The following is a 13,795-nucleotide window of genomic DNA, read 5'->3' as shown; positions in this document are numbered from 1 at the left end:
AGCAGACGAACCGCCCCATCTCTTCCGCCCACAGGTGGAGTTCATGCCCACCAACGTCGAACCACACGATCATGTTCGGAAAGCGGAAGCCTTCTCAGTGGTGCAGGAGCCGGTCGAGGATCGCGGTGGCGAGGACTTCGTCGCCGAAAACCTGGCCCCATGGGTGACGACGTCGGCCGGCTCCTTGGGCACCACCGAGAAGAAGACCTTCAGGTCGTAGGCGGCGGCCAGCAAGGTGTTCGGCCGACAGCGTGCCGCCACGAACTCCAGATAGTCGTCGACCAGGGCGTGCCCCAGCGATGCCACGGGGTTCCCCGCAGCATCGACGCGTCGTACCAACTGCGGCTGCCAGGCCATCCGAGCTCCTCGACGGGAGCGACCATCCTGACCGGGAACACGAGATCGCGGAAGAGTTGTCACCCACATAACCACCGAAGTGCGCGAACGCCCGCCGGTGGCACTCGAAGAAGGTCTCCAGATCCTGGCTCGTGGTGAAACAGCAGAACGGATCACGGGAGTACGACAAGGTCATGTGGAAGGAATAGACTTTCCCGATGCCCATATGAGCGAGGATCTTTCCCTCGTCTCCCCAGTCCACCTGGGCCTGGGCGCCGGGGATCACCTCGAACCGGCGGTGCATGCCCGCCAGTTCCTTCGGCGTGATTCCAAGGTCCTCGGCGACCCGCGGACGGGCTTCTTGAACGTAGAGCTTGACCCGCTGGTAACTTCCGGTGAACCCGTACTCCGAGACCAGCCGTTCATGGATGACCGCGGCTTTCATCAGGACCTCGGCCCGCAGCATCGCATCGACCAGCGGCGCGAATTCGTCGATCACCCTCGCCCGGGGCCGCCCGTTCGGCGACCGCCGTGGCGGCGTCACCGGGCCCGGCGACGAGAGGTACTTCCGGACCGTCTTGCGGTCCAGCCCCGTCTCCCGGGCGATCTCCGGCAGACTCAATGCCCCGGACTCCAACAGCCCCCGGAAACGCCTCAGTTCCAACCAGCGATGCGGGTCCAAGACCATCGTCAGCCACCCTCCGCCGTCACACCGACAGCAGCAGAGTGCCGAGCCGCACGATTCACCGCATCAACATCTGTCCCTGTTCATCCGTACGAAGGCGGGGACGTAACTGAGGGTTTTCAGAGTGGCCCCCGGACGGGTGACGGCGGGACCGTAAGCAACGGACAGGGTCCCCGTGCCGTTGAGAGAGGTGTCTAGGTCTCAACTCTCCAGCTCAGGAACCCTGTTGGTCCCGTATCCTGCCGCACTCGACCTGCCGCACGCACTCGTGGAGTGGGTGACGATGCTGATCGTCACCCGTGAGGGTGACCGGCGCTGCAAACTCCGGCCGTCCGAGCGTGCGGTGATCGCTCTGGCATACCTGCGCCGGCACGACCCCCTGGCTCAGCTCGCCGCGGGTTTCCGTATCTCCGTCGGCACCGCCCACGCGTACGTCACCACCGTCGTCGAGCACCTGGCCGACATGGCGCCGGGCCTGCTGAAGGTCCTGCGCGAGACAGACCCCGACTACGTTCTCGTGGACGGCACGCTCGCCGAGTGCGACCGGGTCGGCGACGGGCGCGCAGACTATTCGACGAAGCACAAGCGGCACGGTGTGAACGTGCAGGTCATCACGGACCCGGCCGGTCGCACACTGTGGCTCTCACCGGCCCTGCCCGGCCGCACACACGACCTGACCGCCGCCCGCACCCACAAGATCATCAGGATCTGCGAGCGCCAAGGCGTCCCCGTCCTCGCCGACATGGCCTACATCGGCGCGGGCGAGTGGGTCACCACCCCCAAACGCCGACCGCCCCAAGGCGAACTCACCACGACCGAGCGGACGGTCAACCGGGCCCTGTCCGCCGCTCGCGTACCCGTCGAACGAGGAATCGCCCGCCTCAAATCCTGGCGAATCTTCCGCAGAGCCCGATGCAGCCCAAACCGCATGACGTCAATCACCAAGGCCGTCCTCACCCTGGAGCGGCACCGCTGAAAACCCTCACTGTGTACGCCGACAAATGGGGGCGCGAGTACGTCAGGGGGCGGGCAGTTGGGCCTTGCCCGCTCGGTGCCAGAGGGGCACCCGGGGTCCGATCCGTCTCGGGGCGGGCCGTCCTTCGCGTGGGAGACGCAGAATCGGCGGGCACGGTACCCCAGATGACCGCGCCGCGTTCGAAGCGCCGGCGAAGGTGCGCGTCGGTCGGTTTCACGGGCGCTGCCGAGCGGGCGGCCTATCGCATGTCGTCACTTCGCGGGGATCGCTGGCGCCGTTCGTCCCGTCGTCATCCGACGGTGTCGGCAGCCTTTGAAGCGGCCGGGCGCCGGTTCTTGGCAGCTTCGCGCCGACCCTGGTCGGCCGCCTCCGCGAGCCATCGCTCCCGCTTTGCCTCCGTCGAGCCCTTCACCGCACCGATCCGGGTTGTCGGCACGGGACGTATGCCGCAGTACCGCAGCGTGCTCCGGCGCAGGTGCTTCACCGTTGTGTCCCCCATGAGCTTGAGGTACCACCACGGCGAGTCGGTGGTGACGATGAGCCGCCCGGTCCGGCCTTTGAGGAGTCCGGTGGGCATTCCGCTGGGGCGTATCTCGAAAGCTCGGCCCGGCAGCAGGACCCGGTCGAAGAAGCCCTTCAGCAGGGCCGGCACGGAGCCCCACCAGACGGGGGTGACGAGGACGACATGGTCGGCGTCGACGATCTGCTGCCAGGCCCGCTCCAGGTCGGGTTCGAGGTCCTGCCGCTTGTTGTACCCAAAGTGGAGGTTCGGGTCGAAGTCCAGATCGCGCAGGGCCAGCACCGTGGCGTCACCGTGAGCTTCGGCGTAGGTGCGGGCGAGGGATGCGCAGAGGGAGTCGATGTGCGGGTGGCTGTCGATCACCAAAGCAGACATGTTTCTCCAGTCGCGGGAAGGGAGGAAGGAAGGTCGCAGGCGGTGGGGGAGTCGCCGACCGCGGGTTCGAGGTAGGCACGCAGGAGGCGCCGCCAGAGGACAAGAGCAAAGGAGAAGCGAAACACGGAAGAGGAATCCGATTCCGATTCAACTTCTCTGCCGCAGCGTAGGCGCTCACCCCCCGCAGCGTCAACCGGTAGCGGAATGCGCTTCCGGATAAGTAGGCTGTGGGCATGCCCGCTCGACCGACCCCCACCACGTCACGCTCCATGCGCAAGGATGCCCAGCGCAATCACGAGCGCATCCTGGCGGCAGCGAGCAGGGTTTTCTCGGAACTCGGCACCGCCGCACAGGTCGAGGACGTGGCACGCGCGGCCGAGGTGGGTGTCGGCACCATCTACCGCCGCTTCGGCTCCCGCGACGGCCTCATTGCCGCACTGGTCGTCCACCGCCTGAACGCCTGGGCGACCCAGGCCCGCACTGCCCTGGGAGGCGCTGGCGCGGACAACTGGGAGGCGTTCTCCGGTCTTCTGTGGTCCTATGCCGAATCCTGCGTGGCGGATCACCAGCTTCTCGATCTCGGCTGCGCCAGAGTCCTCGAACTCTTGAACGGTGAGGGTGGGCGGCCCGGCGAGGTTGTCGTCCTGGTGGAGGAGGTCATTACCCAGGGCGTTGCCGCTGGTGTTCTACCGCCTGCGCTGACCAGTGGCGACGTCATCGCCCTCATGACGGCCATCGGCAGCGTTGCCGCGGTCCCAGGTCTGGACTGGCGCACTGTCATGCACTATGCCCTGGAGGGCGTCCGTCATGGCGCTTCCGGTGGATCGTAGAACACGCCCGCGCGTGGCCCGCCGCTTTCGCGCAGAAGGGATCTCAGTACGGCATTTCCGCCCGGCTCCTGATCGATGGCGGCGGCAACGTACTCGATCCCACCCGCCCACCGGGGATCCCACTCGCCCGCCGGGGATAATAAGTAGCAAAAGGGCGTCTCGGTGTGGTGCACCGAGTGACGCGATGAAGTGCCCCGAATCGCGAGAGTTCAGTCCGGCAGAGTGGCGACGAGAGCGAGATGAGCAGCCATGAAGCGGCACGCGGACGACAAAGAAGTGCGTTCCGCCCGAGACGTCGTCGACAAGATGCTCACCGCACGCGCCATCGTGGACGAACACGGCACCGTGACCGGGTGGAGCGACGGCGCCGAGCGACTGCTCGGGTATGCGGCGGCACAGATTCTGGGCTCCTCGGCGGTCTCGTTGCTCGCCGAGGGGCCCAGGACAGACGATCTCGTGCCGTTCTCGGAGCTGTCGAGGTGGCGTGGAACGCTGGCTCTCCGACATAGCGACGGCCACCGTCTGGAGGCCAAGGTCATAGCGCATCACAGGACACCGGATGACGGGGCTCACGACTGGCTCCTGGTCTCCGCCGTGAGGGCACCGTACCTCGATTCCGATGCCGAAACGCTCGTGTGGCTGGGCTTCCTCGACTCCCCGTGCTGCGCGACCAGCGTGTACGACAAGGACCTGCGCCTGCACCAGTCCAACCGGTCATCGCAGGGCGCACTCGGCCTGAACGACCAGGACATGCACGGGCTGCGCATGTCGGACGTGCTCGCGGACCCCGTGGCGGAGGAAGTCGAGCGGCGGATGCTGCAGGCCCTGGAGACAGGTGTGCCGCAGTACCTCGAGCACTATGCGCGTGCTCCCGGCGAGATCCGTGAGCACGCCTGGGCAACCTGTTTCTACCGCTTGGAGGACCCCGACGGCCATGTCCTGGGCGTGGCCTCCACCGGGCACGACATGACGGAGCAGTACTGGGCCCGCAAACGCCTCCAGCTGATCGCCGAGGCCAGCACCCGTATCGGCAGCACCCTCGACGTGACCCGGACGGCACAGGAACTGGCGGACGTTGCGGTCCCGGAACTCGCAGACTTCCTGACCGTCGACCTCTTGGCGTCCCTCGACGATCTGCCCGAGCAGCCCCCGGGAGCGGCGAGAATAAGCGGCTCTCCGACGTTGCGGCGCATCGCCCACCAGTCCGTGCATCCGGGAACTCCCGAAGCGGTCATCGCCCCGGGCGAGGTGGAAGAGTACCCGGAGGACTCCCCACCGGCGGAAAGTCTGCGATCGGGACGTGCCGCGCTGTACCGGGTGACCGACCCGGCGATTGCCGGCTGGATTGCCGAGGACCCGCTCCGGGCCTCTCGGACCCGCAATTTCGGCTTCCACTCGGTGATGACGGTGCCCCTGTCGGCACGCGGAACGACCTTGGGTCTCGTCGTCTTCGCCCGTCACCGGCGCCCGGAGCCGTTCCAGCAGGATGACTTGGTGCTGGCCGAGGAACTTGCGGCCCGGGCGGCAATCTGCATCGACAATGCCCGTCGCTACACCCGCGAACGCGCCACGGCGGTCACTCTGCAGCGCAGTCTGCTGCCGCAGGGGCTCCCCGAGCAGGCCGCGGTCGAGGTCGCCTCCCGCTACCTTCCGGCTGGGTCTCGTGCCGGGGTGGGCGGCGACTGGTTCGACGTGATCCCGCTCTCCGGGGCCCGGGTGGCGCTGGTCGTCGGCGACGTCGTCGGCCACGGCATCCACGCCTCCGCGACCATGGGCCGGCTGCGCACCGCCGTCCGCACCCTCGCCGACATCGATCTGCCCCCCGACGAACTCCTCACCCACCTCGACGACCTTGTAGGCCGTCTGGCCACGGAGGCCGAAGCCACGCAACGGACCGCAGGGCACGGAGAGCCGTCGGGAGACGTCGGGTCGACCTGTCTGTACGCCGTGTACGACCCCGTCTCCCGCCGCTGCACCTTCGCCCGGGCCGGACATCCGCTCCCGGTCATGGTGGCGCCAGACGGCAGTGTCAACATGCTCGACCTTCCGGCGGGACCGCCGCTGGGCCTGGGGGGATTGCCCTTCGAAGCGATGGAGACGGAACTGCCGGAGGGCAGCCTACTTGCTCTCTACACCGACGGCCTGATCGAGTCCCGTGACTACGACATCGACGTCAGTGTCTCTCGGCTGTGCCAGGCCCTTGGCAGCCCAGCGGCCTCACTGGACGCGGTGTGCGACACCGTTCTCGACACCATGCTTCCCGAGCGACCCTCTGACGACATAGCCCTGCTCATTGCCCGTACCCACGCGCTCAATGCCGACAGGGTCGCCGTCTGGGACGTGGCCCCCGATCCGGCCGCAGTCGCCGACGCCCGCAAGAACGCCGTCGGTCAGCTGAAGGAATGGGGCCTGACCAATGCCGCCTTCGTGACCGAGCTGATCGTCAGCGAACTGGTCACCAACGCCATCCGGCACGCCGCGCCGCCCATCCAACTGCGTCTCATCCATGAGCGGAGCCTCATCTGCGAGGTCTCGGACGCCAGCAACACAGCCCCCCACATGCGCCGAGCCCGCACCTACGACGAGGGTGGCCGCGGCCTGCTCCTGGTGGCCCAGCTGACCCAGCGGTGGGGCACCCGCCCCACTGCTCAGGGCAAGACCATCTGGGCGGAACAGCGCGTCGAGGACGACTGACACTTGTGGCTTCAGCGAAGCGGAACAAGCCCACACCGACGGTCCGCTCCCAGGCGTGAACGGTGCCAAGGCCTGCACGATGTCGGTGCCGTCGGCCTTGGCACCGTTCACGCTGGGAAGCGGGTGCTGGCCCGGTGACGACGGCGCGGGTGCTGGCGTGGTCGTCGGTGTCTCGGGTGTAGCCGGGCGGGAGCAGCTACTCGTTGCGCGAGGAGTTCGGCAGGACACGGTCGAAGCCGGCCTGGACGTCATCGCGGTCGGCCTTCCACCGGCCGCATCCGCGTCGATCGTCGGGCGGTCACCTGACGGCGGAGATGCGCTGGGTACTTGGCACTGCTGTGCAGGAGAGCCGTGCGGGCAGGGAGCCCTGGTGATCGTGGGCTCCCTGCCTGGCGGGACCGGTTGGTTGTCAGAACACCACGAGCGGGTGGCCTCCCGGGTCCTGGTCATAGTGATGGTTGAGCCGCGTTTCACCGGCGTTGCAGCTCACGGTGGTGAGGATCAGGGAGCCCCAGCCGTCGTCGTTGTCGTCTCCGACGCAGGTGTTGCGGGTCGATGGCCTGATCTGGATCTGGCCGGTGTCGCCCCAGTACCGCAGGTCGAAGAGCTGGTCCGGCCTGCCGTTGCAGGTCCACTGGATGATCGCCCCGCCGCTGTCGCTCCAGCACTTGCCTGTGCCGGATGCGAAGATCGAGTAGAGGCCGTTGCCGGCGGGACGGAACTGCATGGAGCTGAGGGAGGTGATGTTCCCGTCACCGGATATCAGCCGGGTGCCGTTGATGGTGCTTGCGAAGGTCAGGTGGCGGAAACCGTCGTGGGTGTTGAGTAGGTCGACATCGGCGTTCGCGGCCAGGGGGCGGAATTCGACGGACCAGTGGTCGGAACCGTAACCCCGGCTCCAGCCCCGGTAGGCGGGGATTCGCTCGTTGGACACCATGTAGTCCAGTTCATGGCCTCCCTGGTGGGTGGCGCCGCCGACGGTGTACTTGTGCCAGCCGCGGCGGATCTGGAGATTGCCCGGTTCGCGGTTGAAGTCACCCATCGCGGCCCAGGTACGCTGGTTGCCGGCGATCGCGGCGATGTTCTCCACCAGCTGGGCGCCGTCATTGCCCCCCGGTGACAGCGCGTGCAAGCTGAAGTACAGCGTGTTGCCCAGGGTGATGCCGAGGGCGGGCCGGGAGGCCGGCAGCCCGTTCCTGTTGTAGATGCCGGGCCGGGCGATGTGTACCGCGCTCGGCTGGTCGCGGGTCAGGATGGCGATGTTGACCCGCCCGCCGTTCGCGCCCGCCTGACCGCTGAAGTCCGTGCGGACGAAGTAGATGTACCAGTCACGGGACTGGCCGAGGGGGCGCCATCGGTACTGCTGGACGCGCCAGCCGTTCCACTGGTTGGAGCCCTGCAGATAGCCGGATGTCCAGGTCAGCTGCCCTGGCGGCCGGGGACCGACTTCCTGGAGCGCGATCACGTTGTTGCGTCTGGCGATCTGCGGGATGTCCGTCGTCCACTTGCCGCCGCCGCCCTGCATGTTGTACGTGGCGTTGATGTGGTCCTGCACAGCCGCCTCAGCGTGTTGCGGCGGCGCCGACAGGGACATGAACAGGCCCGCGAGCATGCCCAGGGCCAGCACCGGCACGAGACGTCTCATCCGTGTGCGACGGCTGCGACTGCGGTCCCGCCCACTGCGGGACGCCCTGCAAAGGGGAATCCTCATCTGTAGTCCTTTCTGGTGCGCGCCGCTGGCGCGGGGAGGCGTGCGTAGGAGTGGGCGTTCATGTGATGTCGGCGGAGCTGCCGGCGGGGTCGGCCGGTGTGGGGTTCGTGACCGTCTTGATCTGCACTTTGCCCGGATAGGCATTGAGCAGCGGGTCGGTGACCGAGGACGGGGCGTCGGTCTCCACCACCACCCGGTCGCTCATCCCGTCGTAGTGGACGGCCAGGCTGTAGGCCGTCGTGTCGCCGTCCGCCGATACCTGCCGAACGGCCGCGTCCTGGATGTCAGTGATCTGGGCGAGCGTGAACTGCTGGCTCAGGCCCGGGGTGGGCGTGGGCCAGCCGTCCGGGATCTCGCCGTACTCGGACTTCCACCCCGGCGGCCTCTTCAGGTCGTGGATATCGCCGGTGTAGCCCTTCGGGAAGATGATCACCGGTCCCACATCGGGGTCGTCGAAGGCATCGAGCGCGCAGTTGTAGTCGGCCAGCGCCTGGACCTGCTGCCACTGCAGCTTCGTCGTGGCGTCCTGGACAACCCCGTCCGCAGGCGCTGCGGCTTCTTGCAGTACCGTGCCCGCGGTCCGCTCCTCAGGAGTGCACTTGCCAGGTGCCGGGTGCTCGAGCGCGTAGTCCTCGATGTCGAGCTTGCCTGCGTACTGGGTGGCCAGGGGATCGGTGACCGATGCCGGGGCGTCGGTCTCGGCCACCACCTTGTCGATCATCCCGTCGTAGTAGACGTTCAGCGTGTAGGTGGTGTCACCGTCCGGCTGTACCTGGGCGGTGACCGCGTCCTGAAGGTCGGTGATCTCGTTCAGGGTGAACTGTTGGCTCAGGCCTGGGGTGGGGTGTGGCCAGTCGGTGGGGATCTGACCGAACTCGTTGGCCCAGTCCGGCGGGGTCGCCAGGTTGTGGATGTCGCCGGTGTAGTCCTTCGGGAAGATGATCACCGGTCCCACTTCTGGGTCCTCGAACGCCGCGAGTGCGTCGTTGTAGGAGGCGAGGGCCTGGAGCTGCTCCCACTGGTCTTCGGTCCCGGTGGCGACGGCATGCACCTCGGAGGTGGACAGGGCCCTGTTGTAGACGCGGAAGTCGCGCATGCGGCCCTTGAAGTAGAGGTCGCTGGAGTAGAGCGAGCGGCCTAGGTAGTTGGCGGTGGTCGTCCCGCCGCCGATCGAGCCGGGGGCGATGGTCACGTTGGTGTTGCGGGCCTTCTCCACGCCGTTCTCGTAGAGGATGCCGGTGTTGCCGGTCTGGGTATATGTGACGTGCTTCCACAGGCCGCGCGCCAGCTGGTACGACGTCGACGGCCGCGTCTGCTGCTCGGCGTGGAAGTCGGTGGTCGTGATGCCGGTGCGGAACTGGTTGCCGGTGGCGAACAGATAGCCGTTGCCGCTGGCACCGCTTGAGTTGCCGAAGCCGTACAGGAAGTACGGCTTGCCCATGGAAAGGTCGATCCACACGTCGAAGGCAACGGTGATCGAGTTCAGCCCGGTCATGATGTTGTTCGGAACCTTGACATAGGTGTTGGAGCCGTTGAAGCCCAGCCCCTCTGGGCCCTTCCAGTCGACGGTGCCGTTGACGGTGCCGTCACGGCCCTGGCCGGAGGTGTCGTGGGCGACCGTGCCGGACGTTTCGTCCAGCTTGTAACGCAGGACCAGTCCGTCTGTGATCTCGGCCTGGGCGGGGGAGGCGGTGGTCATGGCGCCGGCGGCCAGCGCCATGGTCAGGGCGGCGACGACGCTTGCGGACGCCCGCCGTCGCAGCGAGGCACCGGTAGACGCCGGGGTCGCCACTGCCGTGGTCGCCGCACGGCGTCGCGGCATGATCCTGGCCAGAGCAGTGGTGATCACTGCCCGGGCCGCGTTCTTTCTTCGCATGCTCTTCCTCTCGAGGCGGTCCACAGACCCGTCTGCCTGACGGCTGTGGGAGGGCACGCAGGGAAGCGCCTCGCAGGGCGACGCAAGGCGCCCCGAGAACGCCCGTACGGGCCGGGGAAGGCCGTGACCCGACGATCGTCGGGTCACGATGCTGCGGCAGAGCCCGTGGTGTCTGAGCCTCTGCCCGTTGCGGTGCCGCAGGATGTGTGCACGCACCAGCCCGTCTCAGGGCCCTGTACGCGCGAATGCGGCGTCGTGGTGATCAGGATCGAGGACGGGAGCTGTTTATGGACATGGGTGTTTTTACGGGTCTTTCCTTTACAGGGCTCTTACGGCGCTGCCGCCTCATTCGCCGCCCACCAGGCCGCGACTTGCGCACGGGAGCCGAACCCGAGCTTGGCCCGGATGTTCTCGATGTGGCCGTCGACGGTGCGCGGAGAGAGCACGAGCACGCCGGCGATCCGCCGGTTGCTCAAGCCCTTGGCGACCAGGGCGGCCACCTCGCGCTCCCGGCGCGTCAGCGGACTTGGGGCAGGCGCTTCGGCAAAGGCGCCAAGGGCGAAGTCGATCGCCAGGTCCGGGGTGTCATGGCCGGCGCCGGCCGCGCGTGCCCGCTTGTACGCCGCCGGGCTCAGCGCTCGTACGATCCGCTCGTCGCACTGCGCGTGATGGTCGGCCATCTGAGGGCCGAACGCGGAGATCGAGCTGTCGATCTCCTGCCACAGGGCACCCGCGGCGCCCAGTAGCTGGGCCGCCCAACCGTGATCACCGCCGGGGGCGGTGGCCCAGGCCAGCAACTCGAGCATTCGCGCGATCATCGCGTAGTCGTTGAACCCCCGCATGTTCTCCAACGCTGATCGGGCCAGCGCCTTGGCCGCCTCTCGGTCACCACGCTCCCAGGCATCGTGGCCCAGGGCCATCAAGACCTGCGCGCGGCCCCACCGCTCCCCGCTCATCTCGAAAGCGGCGATCACCTGGCTGCCCGTCTCTGTTGCACGGGGGTCCCCGGCATATGCCTGAACACAGGCCAGCGAGAGATGCCAAGAGGTTGCTTCACGCTCATTGCCGAGCGCTGTCAGAGCGGCCCTCGCGTTCTCATACCGGGAGATGCTTTCCTCCGGTTCTCCCTGGTAGTGCGCTGAAACGCCGCGGAAGCCGCCCACCTGGGCGCTCATCTCCCGATCGTCCAGTCGCTCGGCCAATGCTTCGGCCTCGTCCAGCCATCGGTTGGCTGCTTTGAGATCGCCCTGTGTCTGCGCCACCCAGGCTGCGCCGAGGAGCGCCCGGCCTCGTGCCGGTGTGCACGCACGCGCAGCCGTGAGCGACCGGTCGAACTGACGGCGCCCCTCACTGAGGAAGCCGCCAACGCACCAGTGGAAGCCCAGTGCTGAGGTCAGCCTGAGCCTGGCCTCAGGGTCGGCTCCGTATTCCAGGGCCGCCAGCAGATTGATGTGCTCTGCACGTAGCCGGGCCAAGCCCTCCGCCTGGCCGGGGCCGAACCACCCCTGGTCGACGTGCTGGGCCAGGGCAAGGAAGAAATCGCGGTGCCGCAGCAGCAGCCGCTCCTCCTCTCCAGAGGCAACAAGCTTTTCCCGCCCGTACTCCCGGATGGTTTCCAGGAGCCGGAAGCGCGGCAAGTCTTCGCTCTCGACGGTCAGGACGACAGACTGGACAACCAGCCGGTCCAGAAGGTCCAGCACTTCGTGCTCCGCGATGCCGTCCCCTGCACAGACGCTCTCGACCGCGTCCAGGTCGAAGCCCCCAGCGAAGATCGACAGCCGGTTCCACAAAAGACGCTCGGCCGGAGTGCACAGCTCGTAGCTCCAGCCGATCATGTCGCGGAGTGTGCGGTGGTGCGGCCAAGAAGTCGGACTGCCACTTGTGAGCAATGCGAAGCAGTTCTCCAGTCGGCCCACCATTTGGTCGACTGTCAGCGTGCGCAGCCGGGACGCAGCCAGTTCGATCGCCAATGGCAGCCCGTCCAGATCGGCGCACAGCTGGGACACCTGCACCTGGTTCGCATCACTGATGCGGAACCCAGGGCGGACGGCTCTGACCCGGTCCTGCAGCAGGTTGGCCGCCTCCTTGGGAGGCAACGGGGCCACGGCAAAGATGTGCTCGCCAGTAAGGCCCAGCACGTGGCGACTCGTCGCCAGGATGTGCAGCCCGGGGGCGGATGAGAGCAGTTCCTTCACCAACTCGGCGCATGCACCAGCCAGATGCTCGCAATTGTCCATCACGATCAGTGCCCGCCGTTGCGCCATGTAGCCTGTGAGCTGTTCCATTACCGGCCGGACTCCCAGGTCTGGCACCCCCAGCGTGGTCGCGGCCACACCCGCCACCGCAGCCGGCTCCTGCACCGGGGCCAGGTCCACCAGCCACACCCCGTCCGGAAAGTCGATGGCCGACCCGGCAGCCACCTCCAGTGAGAGTCGCGTCTTACCCACGCCGCCCGGCCCGATGAGCGTCACCAACCGTGCCGTCCCCTGCAGGGCACCAATCTCAGCGACCTCAAACCGCCGACCGACAAAGCTGGTGAACGGCGTAGGCAGATTTCCCGCCCGGGATGCCACAGTGGACATGGCTCTCGCATCTCATTCTCGGCGAAGTCGAGCCGACCGAACTCCGCGTTCACACCCTGGATGAATCGGCCGACCGCAACCGCGTCAGTGACGTCGCAACCGGCGAACCGCGCCGTACCGCCGGATGCGCGACTACATGATTCGCAGCTATGCCAGCCGGTGTCTCGGAGGTACCTCAGCTGGTAGCACCGCGATTCTGACATCACGGCCTGGGGTAGTGGGGGGGAGAAAATTCTTCCTCTTGACTTTTCTATGCCAGGGAAGAATGCTTTAATATTTTTTAAGCCTTCAAGCGGTAGAGTTCTCAACAAGAGCAGCACGCGGGCGAGTGAGCGAGCCCAGTGTTCGCCTTCAGCCGCGGCCCGCATGCTCTCTCATCGGCCATGTACGGCACGATTAATGACCATACTTGGAGTTCGTCTGCGATCAGCTCGCAGGCTGGACTTACGTCATGGATGTAGGCGAACCGGTCGGCACGCCCGGCTGATCTTCCGGCTCTGCTCGCAACGGCGTTGACGCTGTCGACGCACTTGCCCGACCTGGCCGCGAACGCGAGCGGCGCCAATCCGCTCCATGCGGTCCGGCGTGCTTCCAAGGGGGCGCCGCCTTGGGCCGAATTCGACAGAGCACGCAACTCAGCCGAATGGTCGATGCTTTCAGCCGTAGGGCGCGATTCTCGGGTGCACGACGCCCTGGGCACCCGGGGTGATCGCAGTGATGCGGTACCAGCTCCACGAAGGTGTCGGCTGGCTGCAGGGTGCGCTGTGCAGCCGAGAGATCGGTGAACAGCGTGCCGGTCTGGCTCCCGAGCGGTAGTGCTTCCCCGCAGCCGTCTGGCACCCTGCTGCGTTCGATCTTGACATCTGAAGGGCTCAGGAATGGCCCCGTGTCCGGGGCCTTTTACCGAAGGCGCCAGGGCGGGGCGGCCACCCGTCTGGCCTCGGCGGCAGCTGATCGACGGCATACGGTTTAGGGTCCGGACCGGAGTTCCGTGGCGGGACGTCCCCGTCGAGTACGGACCGTGGAGCCGGGTCTACGACCTGTTCCGCCGATGGCAGCGGATCTTCACCCGACTCCAGTCTCTGGCCGATGCGAAAGGCGCGATCGTCTGGGACTGGCTGAGATGGTCTGCAGCAGTACCTCGTAGCTGGTCAGCGGCTGTCCACGCAGGCTGTGGGTGATCCGGGAGAACAGACGGTGTTCCACTTTG

The 13,795-nt window shown here is 67.0% G+C and carries 7 protein-coding genes and 3 pseudogenes; 4 read left to right on the top strand and 6 right to left on the bottom strand.

Annotated elements, in window-relative coordinates:
• Positions 1–97 precede the first annotated feature (97 nt).
• Positions 98–1,024: pseudogene (locus tag ABT300_RS34190) on the bottom strand (ATP-binding protein); the annotation flags it as partial.
• Positions 1,025–1,247: 223 nt separating this feature from the next.
• Between ABT300_RS34190 and ABT300_RS34185 the strand changes: the two are divergent.
• Complete coding sequence (locus ABT300_RS34185; RefSeq protein WP_351684155.1) at positions 1,248–1,997, top strand: transposase family protein; 750 nt, start codon at positions 1,248–1,250, stop codon at positions 1,995–1,997.
• A gap of 289 nt (positions 1,998–2,286) precedes the next feature.
• Here ABT300_RS34185 and ABT300_RS34180 read toward each other — a convergent pair whose 3' ends face one another.
• A complete protein-coding gene (locus tag ABT300_RS34180; protein ID WP_351684152.1) occupies positions 2,287–2,892 on the bottom strand; it encodes an NAD(P)H-dependent oxidoreductase in 606 nt (201 codons plus the stop codon).
• 269 nt (positions 2,893–3,161) lie between these two features.
• Here ABT300_RS34180 and ABT300_RS34175 point away from each other — a divergent pair, with 269 nt between their 5' ends.
• Together ABT300_RS34175 and ABT300_RS34170 are read left to right on the top strand one after the other, a co-directional pair.
• On the top strand, positions 3,162–3,722 hold the full coding sequence (locus ABT300_RS34175) for a TetR/AcrR family transcriptional regulator (RefSeq protein ID WP_351684150.1): 561 nt from the start codon (positions 3,162–3,164) through the stop codon (positions 3,720–3,722).
• A gap of 249 nt (positions 3,723–3,971) precedes the next feature.
• Complete coding sequence (locus tag ABT300_RS34170; RefSeq protein ID WP_351684147.1) at positions 3,972–6,416, top strand: SpoIIE family protein phosphatase; 2,445 nt, start codon at positions 3,972–3,974, stop codon at positions 6,414–6,416.
• 409 nt (positions 6,417–6,825) lie between these two features.
• On the opposite strand, the gene ABT300_RS34165 is transcribed toward ABT300_RS34170, so the two are convergent.
• The 3 genes from ABT300_RS34165 to ABT300_RS34155 all read right to left on the bottom strand — a co-directional run bounded on the left by ABT300_RS34165 (position 6,826) and on the right by ABT300_RS34155 (position 12,585).
• Positions 6,826–8,049, bottom strand: a complete 1,224-nt coding sequence (locus tag ABT300_RS34165; RefSeq protein WP_351684144.1) for an endonuclease/exonuclease/phosphatase family protein — start codon at positions 8,047–8,049, stop codon at positions 6,826–6,828.
• A gap of 136 nt (positions 8,050–8,185) precedes the next feature.
• Positions 8,186–10,003: a LamG domain-containing protein gene (locus ABT300_RS34160; protein ID WP_351684141.1), complete on the bottom strand. Its 1,818-nt coding sequence runs from the start codon at positions 10,001–10,003 to the stop codon at positions 8,186–8,188.
• A 329-nt stretch (positions 10,004–10,332) separates the two neighbouring features.
• On the bottom strand, positions 10,333–12,585 hold the full coding sequence (locus ABT300_RS34155; protein ID WP_351684138.1) for an ATP-binding protein: 2,253 nt from the start codon (positions 12,583–12,585) through the stop codon (positions 10,333–10,335).
• 878 nt (positions 12,586–13,463) lie between these two features.
• Between ABT300_RS34155 and ABT300_RS34150 the strand changes: the two are divergent.
• A pseudogene (locus ABT300_RS34150) lies at positions 13,464–13,586 on the top strand (transposase); the annotation flags it as partial.
• A 112-nt stretch (positions 13,587–13,698) separates the two neighbouring features.
• Here ABT300_RS34150 and ABT300_RS34145 read toward each other — a convergent pair.
• Positions 13,699–13,795: pseudogene (locus ABT300_RS34145) on the bottom strand (ISAzo13-like element transposase-related protein); the annotation flags it as partial.

Origin of the sequence: Streptomyces sp. NPDC001027 (assembly GCF_040299045.1) — a bacterium.
Lineage (GTDB): Bacteria > Actinomycetota > Actinomycetes > Streptomycetales > Streptomycetaceae > Streptomyces.
The sequence above is the reverse complement of the archived record's forward strand: the minus strand, read 5'-3'. Positions and strand labels throughout refer to the sequence as shown.

Excerpts from the sequence above, each read along its gene's own strand:
- ABT300_RS34180 (WP_351684152.1), bottom strand. The coding sequence starts at position 2,892 with ATGTCTGCTTTGGTGATCGACAGCCACCCGCACATCGACTCCCTCTGC.
- ABT300_RS34175 (WP_351684150.1), top strand. The coding sequence starts at position 3,162 with ATGCGCAAGGATGCCCAGCGCAATCACGAGCGCATCCTGGCGGCAGCG.
- ABT300_RS34170 (WP_351684147.1), top strand. The coding sequence starts at position 3,972 with ATGAAGCGGCACGCGGACGACAAAGAAGTGCGTTCCGCCCGAGACGTC.
- ABT300_RS34160 (WP_351684141.1), bottom strand. The coding sequence starts at position 10,003 with ATGCGAAGAAAGAACGCGGCCCGGGCAGTGATCACCACTGCTCTGGCC.
- ABT300_RS34155 (WP_351684138.1), bottom strand. The coding sequence starts at position 12,585 with ATGTCCACTGTGGCATCCCGGGCGGGAAATCTGCCTACGCCGTTCACC.